The organism is Sulfitobacter sp. SH22 (assembly GCF_965641905.1).
In the GTDB taxonomy this organism is placed as follows: domain Bacteria; phylum Pseudomonadota; class Alphaproteobacteria; order Rhodobacterales; family Rhodobacteraceae; genus Sulfitobacter.
Window position 1 is genome coordinate 3,417,942 of record NZ_OZ282573.1, and the last position, 20,696, is coordinate 3,438,637.

At 58.4% G+C, this 20,696-nt stretch carries 17 protein-coding genes; 13 read left to right on the plus strand and 4 right to left on the minus strand.

The window, feature by feature from the left end:
• Window positions 1-230 precede the first annotated feature (230 nt).
• Window positions 231-668, plus strand: coding sequence for a DUF302 domain-containing protein (locus ACSQ13_RS18660; protein WP_176251242.1), 438 nt, complete (start codon window positions 231-233; stop codon window positions 666-668).
• Window positions 669-671: 3 nt separating this feature from the next.
• Here ACSQ13_RS18660 and ACSQ13_RS18665 read toward each other — a convergent pair whose 3' ends face one another.
• Entirely contained in the window at window positions 672-1,616 is a 945-nt protein-coding gene (locus ACSQ13_RS18665) for an MBL fold metallo-hydrolase (protein ID WP_176251243.1), read from the minus strand.
• Between the two features lie 2 nt (window positions 1,617-1,618).
• Complete coding sequence (locus tag ACSQ13_RS18670) at window positions 1,619-2,530, minus strand: MBL fold metallo-hydrolase (RefSeq protein ID WP_176251244.1); 912 nt, start codon at window positions 2,528-2,530, stop codon at window positions 1,619-1,621.
• A gap of 109 nt (window positions 2,531-2,639) precedes the next feature.
• Here ACSQ13_RS18670 and ACSQ13_RS18675 point away from each other — a divergent pair, with 109 nt between their 5' ends.
• The 5 genes from ACSQ13_RS18675 to ACSQ13_RS18695 all read left to right on the plus strand — a co-directional run bounded on the left by ACSQ13_RS18675 (window position 2,640) and on the right by ACSQ13_RS18695 (window position 10,294).
• Window positions 2,640-3,524 (plus strand): MBL fold metallo-hydrolase, encoded by an 885-nt coding sequence (locus ACSQ13_RS18675; RefSeq protein ID WP_176251245.1) that lies wholly within the window; start codon window positions 2,640-2,642, stop codon window positions 3,522-3,524.
• 15 nt (window positions 3,525-3,539) lie between these two features.
• A complete protein-coding gene (locus ACSQ13_RS18680) occupies window positions 3,540-5,219 on the plus strand; it encodes a bifunctional protein tyrosine phosphatase family protein/NAD(P)/FAD-dependent oxidoreductase (protein ID WP_176251246.1) in 1,680 nt (559 codons plus the stop codon).
• Between the two features lie 93 nt (window positions 5,220-5,312).
• Window positions 5,313-7,034 (plus strand): SulP family inorganic anion transporter, encoded by a 1,722-nt coding sequence (locus tag ACSQ13_RS18685; RefSeq protein ID WP_295508340.1) that lies wholly within the window; start codon window positions 5,313-5,315, stop codon window positions 7,032-7,034.
• Between the two features lie 106 nt (window positions 7,035-7,140).
• Window positions 7,141-8,709: a class I adenylate-forming enzyme family protein gene (locus ACSQ13_RS18690; RefSeq protein WP_295508343.1), complete on the plus strand. Its 1,569-nt coding sequence runs from the start codon at window positions 7,141-7,143 to the stop codon at window positions 8,707-8,709.
• 40 nt (window positions 8,710-8,749) lie between these two features.
• The gene (locus ACSQ13_RS18695) at window positions 8,750-10,294 is read left to right on the plus strand and encodes an acetolactate synthase large subunit (RefSeq protein WP_435988259.1); all 1,545 of its coding nucleotides are present in this window, start codon (window positions 8,750-8,752) and stop codon (window positions 10,292-10,294) included.
• 73 nt (window positions 10,295-10,367) lie between these two features.
• Here the strand turns inward: ACSQ13_RS18695 and ACSQ13_RS18700 are convergent, their stop codons facing one another.
• Window positions 10,368-12,800 (minus strand): mechanosensitive ion channel domain-containing protein, encoded by a 2,433-nt coding sequence (locus ACSQ13_RS18700; RefSeq protein WP_295508349.1) that lies wholly within the window; start codon window positions 12,798-12,800, stop codon window positions 10,368-10,370.
• Window positions 12,801-13,142: 342 nt separating this feature from the next.
• Window positions 13,143-13,388: a YdcH family protein gene (locus ACSQ13_RS18705; RefSeq protein ID WP_176251250.1), complete on the minus strand. Its 246-nt coding sequence runs from the start codon at window positions 13,386-13,388 to the stop codon at window positions 13,143-13,145.
• Between the two features lie 532 nt (window positions 13,389-13,920).
• Here ACSQ13_RS18705 and hemP point away from each other — a divergent pair.
• From hemP to ACSQ13_RS18740, 7 genes are all read left to right on the plus strand, one after another.
• Window positions 13,921-14,085, plus strand: coding sequence for a hemin uptake protein HemP (hemP, locus tag ACSQ13_RS18710; RefSeq protein WP_176251251.1), 165 nt, complete (start codon window positions 13,921-13,923; stop codon window positions 14,083-14,085).
• Entirely contained in the window at window positions 14,082-14,552 is a 471-nt protein-coding gene (locus ACSQ13_RS18715) for a hypothetical protein (protein ID WP_295508354.1), read from the plus strand. Before hemP ends, ACSQ13_RS18715 begins: the two co-directional genes overlap by 4 nt.
• 12 nt (window positions 14,553-14,564) lie before the next feature.
• A complete protein-coding gene (locus tag ACSQ13_RS18720; RefSeq protein WP_295508357.1) occupies window positions 14,565-15,827 on the plus strand; it encodes an imelysin family protein in 1,263 nt (420 codons plus the stop codon).
• A 46-nt stretch (window positions 15,828-15,873) separates the two neighbouring features.
• The gene (locus ACSQ13_RS18725; protein WP_295508361.1) at window positions 15,874-16,878 is read left to right on the plus strand and encodes a hypothetical protein; all 1,005 of its coding nucleotides are present in this window, start codon (window positions 15,874-15,876) and stop codon (window positions 16,876-16,878) included.
• Window positions 16,879-17,050: 172 nt separating this feature from the next.
• Window positions 17,051-18,553 (plus strand): di-heme oxidoredictase family protein, encoded by a 1,503-nt coding sequence (locus ACSQ13_RS18730; RefSeq protein WP_295508398.1) that lies wholly within the window; start codon window positions 17,051-17,053, stop codon window positions 18,551-18,553.
• Window positions 18,550-19,566 (plus strand): imelysin family protein, encoded by a 1,017-nt coding sequence (locus ACSQ13_RS18735; RefSeq protein WP_295508363.1) that lies wholly within the window; start codon window positions 18,550-18,552, stop codon window positions 19,564-19,566. The genes ACSQ13_RS18730 and ACSQ13_RS18735 overlap by 4 nt, the downstream gene beginning before the upstream one ends.
• 1 nt (window position 19,567) lies before the next feature.
• On the plus strand, window positions 19,568-20,641 hold the full coding sequence (locus ACSQ13_RS18740) for a DUF1513 domain-containing protein (RefSeq protein WP_295508366.1): 1,074 nt from the start codon (window positions 19,568-19,570) through the stop codon (window positions 20,639-20,641).
• Window positions 20,642-20,696: the final 55 nt, after the last annotated feature.

Genomic DNA, 20,696 nt, shown 5'->3' on the forward strand with positions numbered 1-20,696 from the left:
CGGCCTTACCAAGCCCGTGGCGGTCGACCCTGGTTTCGATACCACAGATGAAATGGACCGGGCGATCCGCCTGCGCATTTTACAAAACCGACAAGCTTATAGTGCGACGCAACTCCACCTAGTCATAATGTATACTTGGTCGTCAGGCGAAATCACTGATAAGCTTACAAAATGGGACAGGCAGGACCATTCCGGCCCTGCGCCCCCCCACACCCGTAAGGATACATAAGATGAAACTTACCCTTGGTGCCCTTTTACTTTCCCTAGTTGCAACGCCGTTGTTGGCCCAAGATCAGTCGATCACATACCCTTTTGAAGGCAGTTTCGAAGACGCGACATTCGCGGTCGAAAACGCGATTATCGGCAAGGGGCTGGTCATTGACTATGTCAGTCACACTGGCGAAATGATGAACCGGACCGGTGCCGATGTCGGCAGCGATGTCGAGATTTTTGCAGCAGCGGATGTGTTCTTGTTCTGCTCTGCCGTCTTGTCACGCAAGGTGATGGAGGCAGACCCGTCGAACATCGCCCATTGTCCCTATGGCATCTTCGTCACGGATACGAAGGGCGATGTCGCTATTGGCTATCGCACCTACCCCGAAGGGCCGATGCAAGAGGTTCAGTCACTTCTGGATGAACTTGTCAAAACCGCCGTGGGCGGAATGTAGGGTTTACTCGAACTCCATCTGCTCGAACAGGCGACCGGCGTTTTTGGTGGCCAGTTCCTCGAAAGTGTCCAGATGGGCATAGGGCGTTTGGTCGACGTAATAGGCGTCGGCCAGTGTCCCCCCCGCATCCAGATGCTCTCCGATTTTGCCGCGCAGATATTCCAGATACCCTTTGGTATAGCGCCGCACCTGCGCCATGTTCGTGGGGTGGCCGTGCCCGGGAATGACGTAAGTCGCACCAAGCGCCTCGAACGGGCCATCCCATGTTTCCAGCCATTCATCCGTCAGCGTATCGGGAAAAATCGGCAGCATGCGTTCGTGAAACGCGATGTCGCCCGCGATAACGAGGCTTTGTTCCGGCAGCCAGATCACAATATCGCCGGGGCTGTGCGAGGGGCCAAGATGCAGCGCCTCGATATGAAAATCCCCCATATCAACGATATATTCATCGTCAAAAGTTTCCGTGGGCGGGGTCAGTTCCGTGCCGTCAGCGCGTTCTTTCAACCGCTCTTGGGCGGCGCGCAGTGACCCGGGGCCTTCTTCCTCGAACGCCTCTGCGCCTTCGGTTTGGGCGACGATTTTCACACCTTGTTCGGCCCAATAGGTATTGCCCAGCATCGCGTGGCCTTGGCCGTTTTCGTTGAACACCAGCTTGACCGGTTGATCGGTCACGGCCTTGATCTCGTCATGCAGGGCTTTGGCCAGTTGGTACGACCCGCCACTGTTAATCACGATTACGCCGTCACCGGTCACAATGAAGCTCAGGTTGTTATTGTGCCCGGCGTTTTCATAGGTCGGCGGCGCGGTGGCCCCGATGGCGGAATACACATGGGGGATAAATTCGACCGGTTTGGAATAGAGAACCGAATTGGGATACTGATCCGCAATATCTTCGCTGGCCCAAACGGGCAGGGCGGCGAGGGCAAGGGCAAAGGACAGGGCGCGCATTTTCACAGCTCCGTCACAAAGGTAAAGCCGTCCGCGGCCTTGTCGATCCGGCCAATGCCGCCATGGCCCAAATGGAACCCGACGATCGGCGTGGCCGAAGCCACCAGATCATTGATCAGGCCAACCCGCGTTTTGGCCCCCAGCACGCGGTCTTGATCCGAACCGGATTCCCACGCGGGGCGGGCCAATGCGACATGGTCATTGCCAATGCTGTCGCCCACAATCATCACCGCACTGTTGCCCGCACGGACCTCGAACGCCATGTGGCCGGGGGTGTGGCCGGGGGTCATGCGCGCGCCGACACCGGGCACGACTTCGTCCCCATCGTTAAAAAATGTCATCTGCTCTGCAACCACAGCCAGACGCCGCTCGGCCCCGATCGCAAAGGCCTGACGGCCGCTGTCGATGGTGTTCACGGTATTCGGGTCCGTCCAGTAATCCCATTCGGCCTGTCCCATATAATGGGCCGCATTGGTGAACAGCGCATCGCCGAAATCATCCAGCACGCCCCACAGGTGATCGGGGTGGCCGTGGGTAAAGACCAGATCGGTGATGTCATCGGGGGCGACGCCAAGGGCATCCAGCGCGTCCAGCATCTTGCCCGCTGTGGGCATGAATTCGGAACCGGAGCCCGCATCAAACAGCACAACCCGCCCGTTGCCGCGCAAAAGGCTCAGGTTGCAGGGCGGCGTCAGCTGGTCGTATTCCTGACCGGCGCGTTCAAGGATCGGCATCAATTCGTCCTTGGGCATGGCATCAAAGATGAAGCTGCCGGGAAGCGTCAGATGGCCGTCACTGACCACATCAAGGGTCATGTCACCCACGGGGATCTGGGCATGTAGAAATCCCGGCACACCCATCATTGCCCCGGCTGCGACACCCTGCAGCATGAAGTCGCGTCTATTCGGAAACATATCCCACTTTCCTCTTTAAAAATTCCATAGTATGAATATGTCTTAAGGACCGCGGTAGTGCAAGCATTGTTCACGTCGCGTTTACCCGCCTGTAGAGGAGCATGTTTCGATGACAGACTATCCAGTAGATATGAGCGTTACCCCAGAAGTTTCAGGTCATTTCGACCCCGCAACCAACACGATCAGCTATATCGTGCGTGACCCAAATTCAACGTCCTGCGCGATTGTCGACTCGGTCATGGACATTGATTATGCGGCAGGCCGTATCACCTATGATCACGCCGACGCCCTGATTGCCGAGATCGAGAATAAGGGTCTCAAGCTGGAATGGATCATCGAGACCCATGTCCATGCCGACCACCTGTCTGCCGCGCCCTATATCCAGCAAAAGCTGGGGGGCAAGATCGGCGTCGGTGAAAAAATCATGGTCGTGCAGGAAACCTTTGGCAAAATCTTTAACGAAGGGACCGAGTTCGAGCGGGACGGGTCGCAGTTTGATGCCTTGTTCAAGGATGGCGATACCTACCAGATTGGCGGGATGAACTGTTTTGCCATGTACACCCCCGGCCACACGCCGGCCTGTATGGTGCATGTGATGGGCAACGCCGCCTTTACCGGTGACACGCTGTTTATGCCTGATGGTGGATCGGCGCGCGCGGATTTCCCCGGCGGCGATGCAGGGCAGTTGTATGACAGCATTCAAAAGGTGCTGAGCCTGCCTGACGACATGCGCCTGTTCATGTGCCACGACTATGGCCCCAACGGCCGCGATATTCAGTGGGAAACCACGGTGGGCGAAGAAAAAGCCCACAATATTCACGTGGGCGGCGGCAAAACCCGAGAAGAGTTCATCACCTTCCGCACTGAACGTGATGCGCAACTTGATATGCCCAAGCTGATTATCCCATCGCTTCAGGTCAACATGCGAGCAGGCCATATGCCGAAAGACAAAGACGGCAATGTGATGCTCAAAGTGCCCGTCAACGGCCTATAGGAAAGATCTGAAAACGTGGAAGTCAAGAAGCTCACGGAGCGTCTGTCGGTCAGCCCTCAGGTGCTGGCTGACGATATCGCCGACCTAAAGGCGCAGGGTTTTCGCGCTATTGTTTGCAACCGTCCTGATGGCGAAGGCACCGACCAGCCCACCTTTACCGAGATCGAAGCCGAGGCAAAAAAGCACGGCATCGAGGCGGTGTATATTCCGGTGGTCGCTGGCAAGGTTGTGGATACCGAGGCTGATGCCTTTGGTGCGGCCTTGGAGACACTGCCCGGTCCGGTTCTGGCCTATTGCCGCACTGGCATGCGGTCGGCCACGCTTTGGTCCTTGTCCCAAGCGGGCAAGACCGATCTGGCCAACATCCTGTCCAAGACCAAGGCGGCGGGCTATGACATGTCAGGGGTTGTGCGCCGCATTGCGAATGGCGGCAAGACGCCCACCGAGACGGGCGATGTGACCTTTGAGGTTGTGATCGTCGGGGCGGGCGCGGGCGGTATCGCCGCGGCGGCCAGCCTCAAGGCGCGCCAGCCCGATCTTGAAATCGCAATCATCGACCCTGCCGATGTGCATTACTATCAGCCCGGCTGGACAATGGTTGGCGGCGGCGTGTTCGACGCATCGCAAACGGCCAGAACGATGGCATCGCTGATCCCGCGGGACGTGCACTGGATCAAGGCAGCCGTCGCTGCATTTGAACCCAAGAACAACGCGATCATTCTGGATGGGTGCCGCGTGGTGAAATACAAGCGGCTGATCGTGTGCCCGGGCCTCAAGCTGGATTGGGGCAAGATCGAAGGGTTGAACCAAACGCTGGGTCAGAACGGCGTCACATCGAACTACCGCTATGATCTGGCCCCCTATACCTGGGAATTAGTCAACTCGATCAAATCCGGTCGCGCGATTTTCACGCAACCGCCCATGCCCATCAAATGCGCCGGTGCCCCGCAAAAGGCGATGTATCTGTCAGGGGATGCATGGCATCGCCGCGGTGTGCTGAAAGACATCGACATTCATTTCAACAACGCCGGTGGTGTGTTGTTCGGCGTCAAGGATTACGTGCCTGCGCTGATGGAATATGTGCAGAAGTATAACGCGCATTTGAACTATTTTCACAACCTTGTTGCGGTTGATGGCCCTGCCAAAAAGGCATGGTTTGATGTGGCCAAACCCGACACCCCGGTAGAGCGTGTCGAGATCGAATTCGAGATGATGCACGTCTGCCCGCCGCAGACGGCACCTGATTTCATCCGCGTGTCGCCCTTGGCCGATGCTGCGGGTTGGGTCGATGTCGACCAAGCGACTTTGCGTCACAAGACCTTTGATAACATCTGGGCGCTTGGTGATGTGATGAATGCGCCGAACGCCAAAACCATGGCCGCCGCGCGCAAGCAGGCCCCTGTCGTGGCTGATAACATCATCGCTGACATGGCCGGACATACCGCCAAAAGCCAATATGACGGCTATGGGTCATGCCCGCTGACAGTGGAACGCGGCAAGATTGTTCTGGCCGAATTCGGCTATGGCGGCGTATTGTTGCCCAGCTTTCCCAAAGCGGTCATCGACGGCACAAAGCCAAGCCGCGCGGCGTGGTTCCTGAAAGAAAAAATCCTGCCCCCGATGTATTGGCAAGGCATGTTGAAAGGGCGCGAGTGGCTGGCAAAGCCCGAAGCCCTGACAGCGAAGATTGATTAGGATCAAGCGCGACAGACCCCGCTTAGGGGATGAACCTAACAGGCCGGGGTATTAATCTCGGTCTGCCACCCAATTACGAAAGTCGGCGCGACAATGCCCCAGAACCTGTCCAAATACCTGCCAATCCTAGACTGGGGGCGCAGCTATAATAAAGCGGCCCTGTCCAACGATTTGATGGCCGCTGTGATCGTGACGATCATGTTGATCCCCCAATCACTGGCCTATGCACTGTTGGCCGGTCTGCCGCCCGAGGCAGGGCTTTATGCGTCGATTGTCCCTATCATTCTATATGCCATTTTTGGCACCAGCCGTGCCTTGGCCGTGGGGCCGGTCGCGGTTGTGTCACTGATGACGGCTGCGGCTTTGGGCAATATCGCGGATCAAGGCACGATCGGCTATGCCGTTGCGGCGCTGACGCTGGCGTTCCTGTCTGGTGCGATCTTGCTGGCGATGGGGCTTTTCAAGCTGGGGTTTCTGGCCAATTTCCTGTCCCATCCGGTGATTGCGGGCTTTATCACCGCCTCGGGTGTCATTATCGCGGCCAGCCAGATCAAGCATATTCTGGGCATCAGCGCGTCGGGTGAGAACCTGATCGAACTTATTCATTCCATTCTGACCCATCTGGGGGAAACCAACTGGATCACCCTGGTCATCGGTGTGTCGGCGACGGGGTTTTTGTTTTGGGTGCGCAAAGGGCTAAAGCCGCTTTTGAAATCCAAAGGGTTCAGCGCAGGTGCGGCAGATGTCGCGACCAAAGCCGGGCCAGTGGCTGCGGTCGTCCTGACAACCGTGGTGGTGTGGCTGTTCGGTTTGTCCGGTCACGGTGTGCGCATTGTGGGCGCAGTCCCGCAAAGCCTGCCGCCGCTTACCCTGCCTGATTTTTCATTCGATCTGATGGGCGCGCTGTTGCTGCCCGCGATCCTGATCTCGGTCATCGGCTTTGTTGAATCGATTTCGGTCGCCCAGACCTTGGCCGCGAAAAAGCGCCAGCGGATCAATCCCGATCAGGAACTGATCGGTCTGGGCACTGCCAACCTTGGCGCGGCCTTTACCGGCGGTTTTCCTGTAACGGGCGGTTTTTCCCGTTCCGTCGTTAACTTTGACGCAGGCGCGGAAACCCCTGCGGCGGGTGCCTTTACAGCAGTTGGTTTGGCCATCGCCGCCCTTGCACTGACACCGCTGGTGTTTTTCCTGCCGCAAGCCACCCTTGCCGCCACGATCATTGTGGCTGTGTTGACGCTGGTTGATTTCAGTATCCTCAAAAAGTCGTGGAACTACTCCAAAGCCGATTTCGCAGCCGTTCTTGCCACGATGTTGATCACTTTGGGCAGCGGTGTTGAATTGGGTGTGACCTGCGGTGTTGTGCTGTCGATTCTTCTGCATCTCTATAAAACCACCCGCCCTCATATCGCCGAGGTAGGGCAGGTGCCCGGCACGCAGCATTTCCGCAATATCCACCGTCACAGTGTTGAAACCGACCCGACTATCCTGACGTTGCGCATCGACGAAAGCCTGTATTTCGCCAATGCGCGGTTTCTTGAGGATTACATCTATGACCGGCTGGCGGGTGATCATGCGATCAAACATGTTGTGCTGATGTGTTCAGCCATCAACGAGATCGACTTTAGTGCGCTGGAATCGCTTGAGGCCATCAATGCGCGCCTCAAGGATATGGGCATCAAGCTGCACCTGTCCGAGGTCAAAGGCCCCGTGATGGACCGGCTGCAAAAACAGCATTTCATCGCGGACCTCACCGGCAAGGTGTTCTTGTCCCAGCACTCCGCATTCGATGCGTTGAAAAAATCCGCCGCCTAAGATACATCCATTTGCAAGTTTATTTCTGATCGCTACAACTGGTCCCGACATCCCCTGCGCAACAATGTTTCGCAGGGGGATATAGGAACCAGATCAGGAACAAGCGATGATACCGATCAACCCACCCGCACCCGCGATCACGCCCACCAAAACGATTGTCGAGGTCGTGCGCGCCAATGCCCAAGCCCACCCCGACAAACTGGCGCTGGTGTGCGAGGGGCAGCAGGTGAACTGGGGCGCGTTCAACACCCGGATCAACAAGATTGCCAATCTTGTCCTGTCGATGGGTGTGAAAAAGGGCGACAATATCGCGATCATCTCGCCAAACTCGATCCCTTATGCGGAACTGTTCATGGGTATCCTGCGGGCAGGGGCCTGTGTGACGCCGCTGTCGACGATGGCATCGCCCGAGGCATTGGAAAAGATGCTGACCGATTGCGGAGCCCGCGCGATTTTTGTGGCAAAGCAATATCTTGATCTGGTCCATGGGTTCGTGACCGATCTGGATATCGCCCGCTTTGCGATTGATTTCGACGATCCCGCGTTCGACGCTTTTGACGCGGCGGTCGAGGCGGCGGATGATACCGACCCGAACATCCCGCTGGACATGTCGGATGCGTTCAACCTGATCTATTCGTCCGGCACCACCGGCACCCCAAAAGGCATCTTGCACAATCACTGGATGCGGGCCGCGCAGATGGACCGTGTGTCGCCCAACGGCTATGATGACAACGCGCGCACGCTGCTGTCGACGCCGCTCTATTCAAACACCACAATCGTATCTTTCCTGCCCACGCTTTATGGCGGATCGACCGTTTATCTGATGCCGAAATTCGACGCCCGCGGGTATCTTGAGATCGTTGAACGCGAGAAAATCACCCACACGATGCTGGTGCCTGTCCAGTATAAACGCATCATGGAAATCCCCGATTTCGACAGCTTTGATCTGTCCTCCATGCGGGTCAAATTTTCGACCTCTGCACCGCTGCGCGCGGATGTGAAGGCCGATGTGCTGGCGCGGTTCCCCGGCAAACTGCTTGAATATTACGGCCTGACCGAAGGGGGCGGTGTCACGGTTCTGAATTCGGCCGAGCATCCGGACAAACTGCACACAGTCGGGCAACCGGCACCCGGCAACGAAATACGCCTGATTGATGAGGCCGGGAACGAAGTCGCCCAAGGCCTGGTCGGAGAGATCTGCGGCCGCGGGCCCACCATGATGGCGGGGTATTTCGGGCGCGATGATCTGACCGCCGATTACATCTGGCGCGATGCCGGGGGACAGGTGTTTTTCCGGTCCGGTGACATGGGCCGCTTTGACGAGGACGGGTTTCTGATCCTGTCGGACCGCAAGAAAGACATGATTATTTCGGGCGGGTTGAACATCTATGCCGATGACCTTGAACTGGTGCTGCTGGCCGACCCCGATGTGACCGACGCTGCCGTGATCGGGGTGCCGTCCGATGCATGGGGTGAAACGCCCTATGGTCTGGTGGTGTTGCGCGACGGGGCCTTGCGCACTGCCGAACAGATCTGCGCCGATGCAAATGCCAAGCTGGGCAAAAGCCAGCGGTTGTCAGCGGTAGAGGCCCGCGAAGCCTTGCCGCGCAGTTCGATCGGGAAGATCCTGAAAAAAGAACTCCGCATCCCGTTTTGGGAAAATGCGAAAACCTGATCCAAAGGAATATGCCGTGACTACGCCAAATGATACGCCGATGAACGGCGCTGAAAGCCTTGTGAAAACCCTGCTCGATAGCGGGCTTGATACCTGTTTTACCAACCCGGGCACGTCCGAGATGCATTTCGTTGCCGCCCTTGACCATGTGCCCGGCATGCGGTCGATCCTTGTGCTTCAGGAAGGGGTCGCAACCGGTGCCGCTGACGGGTATTTCCGTCTGGCGGGCAAACCGGCCTGCACCTTGCTGCATCTGGGGCCGGGTTTGGCGAACGGGTTGTCCAACCTTCACAACGCGAAAAAGGCCGGGTCCGGCGTGGTGAATATTGTGGGCGAACATGCGGTCAGCCACATTGAACTGGACGCGCCCCTGACATCCGACATCGAAGGGATCGCGGCCCCCGTTTCCCATTGGGTGCATACGTCGCTGTCATCGACCGATGTCGGTGCGGATGCGGCAAAGGCGGTCCATGCCGCCAATGTGGCACCGGGTCAGGTAGCCACCTTGATGCTGCCCAGTGACACCGCGTGGAACGAGGGGGGCAAAGTCGCACAGCCGATCCCCGCAGCCCCCAGACCCGCCTATGACCAAACGGCACTGGAAAACGCCATCGCGGCACTATCCGGCCCCGACAGTTTGCTGTTGTTGGGTGGTGCGGCATTGGACGAACATACCTTGGAAACAGCGGGGCGTATTGCGGCGAAAACCGGCTGTTCGTTGCTGTGCGAATGGGCCAATTCCAAGCTCGAGCGCGGGGCAGGGCGGGTCGTGATCAACCGCGTGCCGTACCCTATTGATCAGGCGCTCAAGGCGCTTGCGCCGTACAAGCGGATCGTTCTGGTCGGTGCCCGTGCGCCCATCGGGTTCTTTGCCTATCCGGAAAAACCCGCCATCCTGACGGCAGCGGGCACCGAAATCATCGATCTGTGCAAAACATCCCAAGACATCACCGCCGCGCTGGCTGCGCTGTGTGACGGGGCCGGTGCGCAGGATGCAGCACCCGCCAATGTCGCCGACGCTGTTGTTCCGGATAAACCGACAGGCCCGCTTGACCCCGATGGCATCGCCAAGGTTCTGGGGCGCATGATCCCCGAAAACGCCATTGTCGTGGACGAGGCGATTACCACAGGGCGGGCGTTCTTTCCCGTCACCGCAGGGGCCGCCAAACATACCTGGTTGAACAACTGCGGTGGGTCCATCGGCTATGGCTTGCCCGTTTCAATCGGTGCTGCGGTGGCGTGTCCTGATCGCAAGGTACTGGCCTTGGTCGGGGATGGCAGCGCGATGTACACCATTCAGGCATTGTGGACGATGGCGCGCGAACAGCTGGATGTGACGATCGTGATTTTCGCCAACCGCGTCTACAAAATCCTGCGCGGGGAATTGACCAATGTCGGTGTCAGCAATGCAGGCCCCAAGGCGATGGACATGCTGTCGCTGGATCGCCCGACGCTGAAATTCGTCGAGATGGCCCAGTCGATGGGTGTCGAGGCAACCCAAGTCACGGATTGCGAGGCGCTGGAACTGGCGATTGAAACCGGGCTGGCGACCAAAGGCCCCTATCTGATCGAAGCCGTGCTTTAAGCGAGCTTATGTAAGCAACAAAAAAGCCCCCCGCCTCCATAGGAAGCGGGGGGCTTTTTTCTGTCGCGCGGGCTTAGCGGTCTGCGCCGCCCTCTGCATCATCCGCATCATCGCTGTCAGGCACATCATCGCTTTCGATCCGCTTTGTCTCGTGCTTTTTCGCGGATGGCGTTTTTCGTTTCTCGGGGCCTTCGATCTTGAACGGTTGCGTGCTGCCGTCCTTGTTTTCGCCCAGCCAGATGGTTTGCTGCGGGAAGGGGATTTCAATGCCGCGTTCATCGAACACTGCCTTGAGGTAGCCGTTGAAACTGCGGCCAATGCCCCATTGTTTGCCGGGCTCTGTCTTGATCCGCGTGCGCACAACAACGGCACTGTCGCCCAAGGATTGCACGCCGAACCATTCCAGCTCTCCCATGATGTTCTCGGCGACTTCGGGCTCGTTTGCGGTCATCCGCTCAAAGGCCTCGAACATGGCGTCCTTAGCCTCTTCGACGTTCTCGCGGTAAGCGATGCCCATGTCCGTCACCGTATAGGCAAAACCGCGCATGTAGTTGCTGACCATATCCACCGTGGAAAACGGGATCATGTGGAACGCGCCTTGTACATCACGCAAGGAAACCGACCGCACCGACAGCTTTTCGACGGTGCCGGTGGTGCCGCCAACGGTGATCACATCGCCCACGTTGATGACGTTTTCAAACTGGATGAAGATGCCGGTGATGATGTCCTGCACCATCTTTTGCGCACCGAAACCGATGGCCAGACCCAAAACCCCGGCGGATGCCAGCAGCGGCCCGATATCCAGACCGATTTCGCTTAGCACGAACATCAGCGTCAGGATCGCCAGCGCAATCGTTGCGGCATTGCGCATCAGCGTCAGCAATGTCGTCTCTCGGGATGTGGGGACAGCACCGTATTCGGGGTTCAGTTTGTAATCAACGAAAGACGTCAGCGCCAGCCAGATGGCAAAGGCGACTGTCAGGATCGCACCGACCGAGATCAGCGCGGTTGTCATCGCCAACCCGATCTGGCTTTCGAGCCAGCCCTTCAGGTCAATCATGCCGATGACATCCAGCGTGAACATCAGCACACAGATCAACAGCACCAGGCGCAGCAAACTGAATGCACGCGGCACGAAGGTGTTGATCCGGCGTTCGAGCAAGGGCAGCTTTTCGTTGATGTCTTGGGGCAGCGAAATCCCGCGGTGCACCGCACGGGCCAGCAAACCCGACAGCAGCGCGGCCAGAATGATCGCGGCCAGAATTTTCCCCGACCCGACAAGGGCGTTCAGCGTCACGTCCGCAGGCTGGGTCATCACCACAATGAACATCGCGGCGATATACCCCAGAACGATCCAGTGCCAGATCCCGGCCAGCCCGCGCAACAGGCGGATGATCGCGCCTTGCTTGCGGTGGTCTGTGATGACGGGTTGTTCGGCAGGGTCTGCGGCCAATTGCGGCTCTGCCTCGTCTTGCAGCCAACGGGTCACGTCAGCACGGCGGCGCAGCACGATATAGACCAGATACAACAGCACCAAGACAGACAGCACCGCAGACACGCCGGACCCGGCGGCTGTGTTGACGCTTTGGTTGATGATCGGCACGATCAGCAGCTGGCCATAGCCCAGAACGCTGACAACGATGCTGAGGTAACGCGTCAAAACCCGCGCTGCGAAATCGCTGACCGGCACAATCCGCAGACCCGAGGCAACGGGGGACAGGAAGGCGCGGATGATGACCTTGGTCAGTTCGACCAGCAGGAATGCGTTCAGATACATGGATTGCCGGATGCCGATTTGCCCGAAATCGCCGACAGCAAAAATGGTGATCAGATAGCCCGCCGCCCATGCGAAAATCACAATGAAGGCGTCCAGCAGGTTGGACCCGATGAACAGGCCGATCGACCCCAAGACCCCGACATCTTCGGCCTTGCGCCCCATCCTTGCGTATAGATGGCGGGCAAATCGGCGCAGAGTGACAAAAAAGAGGATGGTGATCGCGATGACCGTCAACAGCCCGGGGATCGCCTCAAGCAGCACCGAAAGCTCGGCCCCGCTCAGGCCGGAAAACACACCGCCGCCGCCCTTGAGAGACGCCCAGAATGCAGTGACTGTCCCGACGGTCTCTTGCCCCACTTCCTGAGTGATCAGCGCGATTTGCCGACCGATGGAAATGCCATTTTCATCCGCCGCATCAACGATGGCTTCCGGGGTGACAGGGGCCTCTGGTGTGGCGTCCGGTGTCACGGTTTTTTCCAGATCGGCAATCAGTGCGGCGCGGGCGGTGTCATCTTTGAGAACCTCAAGCAGGGTCGCTAGGGGCGTCTTGTCTGCCTCAGCGGGGCTTTCGGTGCTGGTCTCGCTGGCCTTGGTGGATTTGACGCCCGGATACAGCGATTGCGCCTGTGCGGCAAATGGTGCGAGGAAAAATAGCCCAAGGAGAAGAACCGCCCCGATAAGCTTCGGAATAATGCTCGAAGTGGCATCAGCTTTGGAAAGGTTCGTCATGGGGTCTCTTTTCTTAACAACTGTGGGCCCGACGGATGGCGTCTTGCCTACCCGCTCGAGTGGACTGACGTCTTATGGGGGGTGTTTGTTCCAAAGAAAAGTGAGTTGATTTGCATGATACCAAATGATTTCGACGCAAAAAGCCCGTTTTGATCCACAATCGACGATTTTGGCAGGGTGAATATTCACGGGCGCGCGCTGCAAACGGTGGCAGCAAACGCGGGGTGTTCGGTGCAGCCGGATGCCACTTGCAGGACGGTCGCAATGAAAAAGCGGGCGTTGGGTAAACGCCCGCTTTTCAGCTATCGGCGGTTTGCAATGGGTGGCGATCACCCCGTGCAGTTACGCCTTGTCTTTAGACAGGTAGCCAAAGATTTGATCCTTAAGCAGCATCCGTTCTTTGCGCAGTTCCAACAGATGTTCATCCGATGTTGGTTTCACATTTGTTTCGGCGGCATGTACGGCCCGGTTGGCCACGTGATATGCATCATGCAGCTTTTCGAAATGCGCATCGGTGCGGCAGAGTTCTTGCATCTTGGCGACATATTCAGGAAATTCCGCAGCAAGTTCATGTGGCGTATTCGACATTTACGATCTCTCAATTCAGGTTTGTGCGTGCTCTGCCCGACACCAGGTGAGGGTCAGAACACGGGTTAACTGGCGGCAGGCCCAGACAGTGAAACAAGGGCCATGATCCAAAGATCAAATCCCGTTTTGCGACGTCTTTGGGGGATTAACGCAAACGTCCACATGCCTGTTCTGCCAGTGAAAGGATGCCATGGTTTTAGGCCAGATACTTTGACCTGCATCAATTTTGACCAATGCGATCATAGACATGGCACCTGAATGGCCAATAATATTATACCCGACTAATTTTGTCGGGTTGACATACCCGACTGATTTAATCAGATATGGGGCCAGTCACGTCATTCCGGTACTGAATCGGTCTGGCCAAAGTTAAACTACGCGAGGTCCGCAAGATGCTATTCAAGACGCCACCAACTGCCGGGAACACCGGCTTGGCCCAACGTGTTGAACAGTGTTTGGCATCACGTCATGCCGCGTTCCGCTTTCAAATCTTGGCGGTTTCAGGCTGTGCCTTCATTGCGGCACAGCTGGCATGACCGTCGGACAATTGCCGCCGCAGGTCCCGCATACGCCTGCCTTGCCGACCTATAACGCCCGTGACCTGACGCAGAGCGGTGAGCTGGCGCAGATCGTTCTGGAAGGTCAAATCTATACCCTGCGGATCACGCGGGCTGGCAAGTTGATTTTGACGAAATGACACAGCCAGCAAATAATCGCGGCGGTGCGCCAGTCGGCTTTGTGATCGAACTGGATCAGATCGAAGCCGCTTCCGTCATTTTCCTGAGGCTCTGGTCAGACGGGCCTGATGCGCAAGCCAAGGTCTGGAATGACCTGTCAGCGGCACTTGGGCCCGATCGGGGCCGCAAGGCGCTTCAGTCGTTCGAACAACTGTGCAGCTTGTGCACCCGTTACGGGCGCAGACCGCTGATGCGCCATTCGGTCCAGTGCAAATGCCTTGGGGCTGATGAATCCTGCTTTGCCAACTTCATCGCATCGGCTGCGGATGGCGATCACGAAGATGCCATGTTGATTGCGACATTGCTGGTGCGGGCAGATGTGGCCCCGCTCATCCTGTCATGCGCTGTCGATTTCGGACTGGCGCTCAAGCGGATGCATCTGACACCCGCGCCGGCCCCGACACCTTGCACACCTACATTACACTAAAGGGACAGACCCATGAAAACGATGAAACTGATGACGGCTTTGGCCGCGGTCGCCTTGGCCACACCGGCACTGGCCGTTGAAAAGACGGATGTGCTGAACACCTATGTCTCCATCGCGGCCGCCAATTACCAAGACAGCCTGATTACAGCGCAACGCCTGCAAGCCGCCGTCAATACATTGCTTCAGGCACCATCCGCCGAAAACCTGACCGCAGCCCGCGCGGCCTGGCTGGCGGCGCGCATTCCCTATCAACAGACCGAAGTGTACCGCTTTGGCAATCCGATCGTTGACGATTGGGAGGGCAAGGTGAACGCATGGCCGCTGGACGAGGGGCTGATCGATTATGTCGATGCGTCCTATGGCGGGGCATCGGACGAGAATGAATTCGCGGTTCTCAACGTGGTTGCCAGCCCCAAATTCACATTGTCCGGCGCGGAAATTGATGCAACCGACATCACGCCCGAATTGCTGTCAGACACCCTGCACGAGGCGGACGGCGTCGAATCCAACGTGGCAACCGGATACCACGCGATTGAATTCATGCTCTGGGGGCAGGATTTGAACGGCAATGACCACGGCGCGGGCAACCGGCCCTGGACAGATTACGCTATGGGTGATGACTGCACCAACGGCAACTGCGACCGCCGGGGCGCATATCTGAAAGCGGCGACTGATCTGCTGGTATCCGACCTGGAATATATGGTCGCGCAATGGGCCAATGACGGTGCCGCGCGCACCACGCTTTTGGCCGATACCGATGCTGGGCTGGCGGCCATGCTGACCGGCATGGGGTCGCTGTCCTATGGCGAACAAGCGGGCGAACGGATGCGCCTTGGTCTGATGCTGAACGACCCCGAAGAAGAGCATGACTGCTTTTCCGACAACACCCACAACAGCCATTTTTTCGACGGTATGGGCGTTCAGAACGTCTATCTGGGTGAATATGTGCGCGTCGATGGCACGCTTGTGACGGGGCCGTCCCTGTCTGACATGGTCGCCGAAACAGATGCCGCCCTTGACGCTGAAATGCAGGGCAAGCTGAGCACAACAATGATGGCGCTTGGCCGGATCAAAACCGCCGCCGAGACTGGTTTTTCTTATGACCAGATGCTCGGGCGCGGCAATCAGGGCGGCGAGGCGCTGATCATGGGCGGTGTAAACGGCCTGATTGATCAAACCCGATCCATTGAACGGGTTGTTAAGACCCTTGGCCTTGATCAAATCGCGTTCGAGGGGTCGGACAGCCTTGATGACCCTAACGCGGTTTTCCAGTAATTCCATCCGTCAGTCAAAAATAATCAAGAATCTCAGGACAATAACAATGAAAACGACACTCGTTTTGGCAACGCTTTGCGGCGTTGCTTTGGCAAGCACTTCGGCAGTCGCACAAGACTCCGGTTTCGAATGGGAAGGCAGCATCGAGATCGGCGTTGACAGCACGCTATCATCAGATGACCCGACCGCGGAACTGACAGACGCCTATATCTTGATCGAGGCCGCGTTCGAGGCGGCATTGACCGACCGCATCAAGGCCTTTGGTGGGCTGACGTTTGAATCGGTCTCTGACCCGGTCGCCAGCCGCCAGTTCGGTGACTTGGGGCTATATGTCAGCGAATTGGGGCTGCGCTTTGATCTGGGCGGGGCCGTCGTCTCGGCCGGTAAGATGAGCCCGATCTTTGGTGTGGCGTGGGACGCGGCAACGGGCTTTTATGGCACATCGCTGGCTGGTGATTACGAACTGGCCGAGATGATCGGCCTGACCGTTGATACACCCGTGGCCAGCACCGGTGGCGTGCTGTCCTTTGCGGTGTTTTATGCCGATGACAGTTTTCTCAGTGACAGCATCGGGTCCAAGCGTGGCCGTAATTCTGTTGCCGCTGGCGGGGTCGGAAACACCGGCAAGCTGAACAACTTTGCGATCCAGTACAGCCAGGAATTTGGCGAAACCACCGCATGGATCGGCGCGCGGCAATTGTCGGCAGGGGTTGGCGATGTGTCGGATGAAACCGGCGTTGTCGGGGGGCTGGCCCATGATTTCGGCAACGGCTTTGACGGTATCGTCGAGGTCGCGCATTTCAACGGTGCGGGTGGTCTGAACCAAAACGCGACCTATGCGACTTTGGGCGGTGCCTATGGCACGGGCGATTGGACGTTCTCGTCGACTGCGACGCTGGTTGACACTCAAAGCGGCACCGACAGCATGATCGCCCTTGGCGTTGATCGTGCGCTGTCCGAACGGGCCGAAATCAACTTTGGCCTGGCGCGTTTTGACGTGGGCGGGGTCAAATCCACAGCCGCGGGTCTGGCCGCGGTTGTATCGTTCTAATAAGGCGTCGATGTTTGCCTGCACCAAAACCACCTGTCAGATCGGGCCAGACAAGGTCGATCCCGTCTGGCTGGTGAATGGGCGGGCAATCCTCATTTGAAACAAGAGCAGTGAAAAAGAAATGCCCGACTTGTCAGTTCAAAAAACAATGATGCTTGGATGTGGGGCGATCATGGCGGCGGTTCTTGGGGTTGCCGCCATTGCCGGTGAAAAATCATGGAACCTTGGTGATCCGCATTTGAATGTGATCCCCAGAACCGCGCAAGAAACCGCGCGCATCGCGGCAGTGACGGCCCTGACCTCTGATTTCTCGGCCCCCCAGCGGTTCGAAGACAAACCCGCCGGTGCCGCCACAGTGCGCGCGCGCAGGGATGCGGATGCTTTCTCGCAACCGTCCGGCAACATCAGTTTCAAAGACGAACTGACCTTTAAAATGGGCAACGGATTGTTCCGCAAGCTCTGGGTGTCCTCGCCGTCCTCGACATTGGCATCAGACGGGCTGGGGCCATTGTTCAATGCGCGGTCCTGCCAGCGCTGCCATTTGAAAGACGGGCGCGGACATCCCCCCGAAAACGCGCAGGACAACGCGATTTCTATTTTTCTGCGCGTGTCGATCCCCGGCACCCCCAATGACGCGATGGCTGATATCCAAGGGTATTTCGCGACCCTGCCTGACCCGACCTATGGCTCGCAGTTGCAAGACTTTGCCGTGCAGGGGCACAAGGCGGAATACAGCCTTGGCATCACCTATCACGAACTGCCCGTGACATTGGCGGACGGCATGGTCGTCACCCTGCGTGCGCCGACATATTCGGCCGATCATCTGGGCTATGGCCCGTTGCACCCCGACGCGATGTTCAGCCCGCGTGTCGCGCCGCAGATGATCGGCCTTGGTCTGCTCGAGGCGATCCCCGCGCAGGATATCCTTGCGGGCGCTGATCCCGATGATCTGGACGGCGACGGCATTTCCGGTCGCCCCAATGTGGTGATGTCGTCGGTGCACACCCAGCCGATGTTGGGCCGTTTCGGGCTCAAGGCCGGGGCCGCCACCATTCTGGAACAATCGGCTGCGGCGTTTTCCGGCGACATAGGCATTTCATCGCCCTTGCACGTGGCGGGGGCAGGGGAATGCACAGCGGCGCAAAGCGTTTGCCAAGATGCCATTCACGGCGACAGTGATGACCGTGTGTACGAGATCGACGCCGAAGGGCTGGATCTGGTGGCTTTCTACAGCCGCAATCTGGGCGTTCCAGCGCGGCGCGGGGCGGATGACCCTCAGGTCTTGCGGGGCAAGAGACTGTTCTATGAAACAGGCTGCACGGCCTGCCACACACCCAGCTTTGTGACCCACCGACTGGCAGACCAGCCAGAGCAAAGCTTTCAACTGATCTGGCCGTTTACCGATATGTTGCTGCATGATATGGGCCCTGGTCTTGCCGACAACCGCCCCGAGGCCCGCGCATCGGGCAGCGAATGGCGCACCCCCCCATTGTGGGGCATCGGCCTGACGCAACAGGTCAGCGGACACAGCTATTTCCTGCATGACGGGCGCGCGCGATCCATTCTTGAGGCCGTGCTGTGGCATGGTGGCGAGGCGCAAGCCCAACGTGATACTGTGATCGAGATGCCAACCAAAGATCGTGACGCCCTTATCGCCTATCTGGAGAGCTTATGAAACGCATTCTATTGACCGCATTGGTTGTCGCAGCACCTTTTGTGGCGGCTGCACAATCGAGCGATCCGGTGGCGGCCAAGGTGATCGACACGCATATCCTGCCCCGGTTTGAAACCTTGGCGGACACCTCGGACCAGTTGGCCCAGGCGGCCACGGCCGATTGCACGCCAGCGTCTGAACCCTTGCGGGCGGCCTATGGCGATGCGTTTGACGCGTGGGTTTCTGTCAGCCACTTGCGCTTTGGCCCGACAGAGGTGAACGACCGCGCCTTTGCCTTGGCGTTCTGGCCGGACAGTCGCGGTGTCACCCCCCGCACGTTAAGCACCCTGATCGCAGAGCAGGATCCGGTGATCGCCACGGCACAGGAATTCGCCAAAGTGTCGATTGCTGCGCGCGGGTTTTATGCGCTGGAATTTCTGCTTTATGATGACGTGCTTGGCGCGGCTGGCGACCCTGCCTATCACTGCGCATTGGTGCAAGCCGCCGCCGCAGATATCGCCGTGACAAGCGCTGCAATCCTGACCGATTGGCAGGGCGATTACGCGGCCCGCTTGCTGAACCCCGGCCCAACCGGCACATACCGCTCGCAAGAGGAAGTCTTGCAAGAACTGTTCAAAGCGTTGACGACCGGATTGGAATTCACCTCGGATACGCGCTTGGGGCGGCCCTTGGGCAGTTTTGACAGGCCGCGCCCGAACCGTGCCGAAGTCTGGCGCTCGGGCCGGTCTGCGCGCCATGTCGCGCTCAGCCTCGAGACGCTTGAAAACCTGATGGTACTTTTGGCGGGGGGCAATGCCGATCTGGTGGCACGGTCCGAACAGGCGTTCGATACGGCGCTGTCGCAGATTGAAGCTCTGGACGATCCGGTGTTTGCAGGGGTAGCCGCGCCACAGTCGCGGTTGAAGGTCGAAGTCGTGCAGCAATCTGTTGATGCCATCCGCGATATCGCCCGTCAGGAACTGGGGCCGACATTGGGTGTGGCAGCAGGCTTTAACGCGTTGGACGGAGATTGATATGCAAGCCAACCGGCGGCGGTTTTTAGGGGGCTTGCTGGCAGCAGGTCTGGTCCCGAAACCCACTTGGGCGGATGCGGGCGGCCCGGCCTATCTGGCCGCAGCGGCAAAGCCTGACGGGTCATTTGCCCTGTGCGGGATCGGCGCGGCGCTGGATATTATCTTTGAAATTCCACTGCCCGCGCGGGGCCATGCCGCCGCAGCCCATCCGACCCGCCCCCAAGCCGTTGCATTCGCGCGGCGGCCGGGCACCTTTGCGATTGTGATTGACTGCGCGTCAGGCGCGGTCAAGGCAGAGCTTCATTCCCCGCAAGGGCGGCATTTTTATGGGCATGGGGCGTTTTCCCAAGACGGCGACTGGCTGTTCACAACCGAGAATGATTTCGAACTCGGGCGTGGACGCATTGGCGTTTGGGACGTCAACAAAGGCTATACCCGCGCCGGCGAAGTCGACAGCGGCGGGGTTGGGCCGCATGATATCAAGCGGCTGCCCGGATCGGATATTCTGGTCGTTGCGAATGGCGGGATCGACACCCATCCCGATTCAGGGCGCGTGAAACTGAACATCGCCACGATGCAGCCCAACCTGACCTATCTGGATCAGGGCGCAATCATCGAGGTCGCAAAGCTGCCAGCCGAGATGCACAAAAACTCGATCCGGCATTTGGCCATCGGGCCAGACGGGCAGGTGGCATTCGGGATGCAATGGCAAGGCGAAGGTGAGGCCGCAGCGCTTGTCGGGCTGCACCGGCAGGGTCAGGCGATTGACCTTATTCACCTCGCCGAGGATCAGGCCCGCAGGCTGGATGGCTATATCGGCAGCATCGCCTATTCCCGCAACGGCAAGGTCATCGCCGTGACATCACCCCGCGGCGGTGTTTTGCATCTGTATGATGCGGAACGGCTGGTGCTGGATCAGGTGTACGGGATGCAGGATGTTTGCGGTGTCGCAGCCCGGGATCGCGGGTTCGCGATAACGTCGGGCACTGGCGACATCGGCAGTCTTGCGGGCCAGGGTCCGGTCCTTGCGCATTCGGATGCGCTGCGGTGGGACAATCATCTGGTCGAGGTGTGACCGGCGGTTGAAAACCGGTCGGCGCAGAAAAATGGCGGGGCCATGTGCAGCCCCG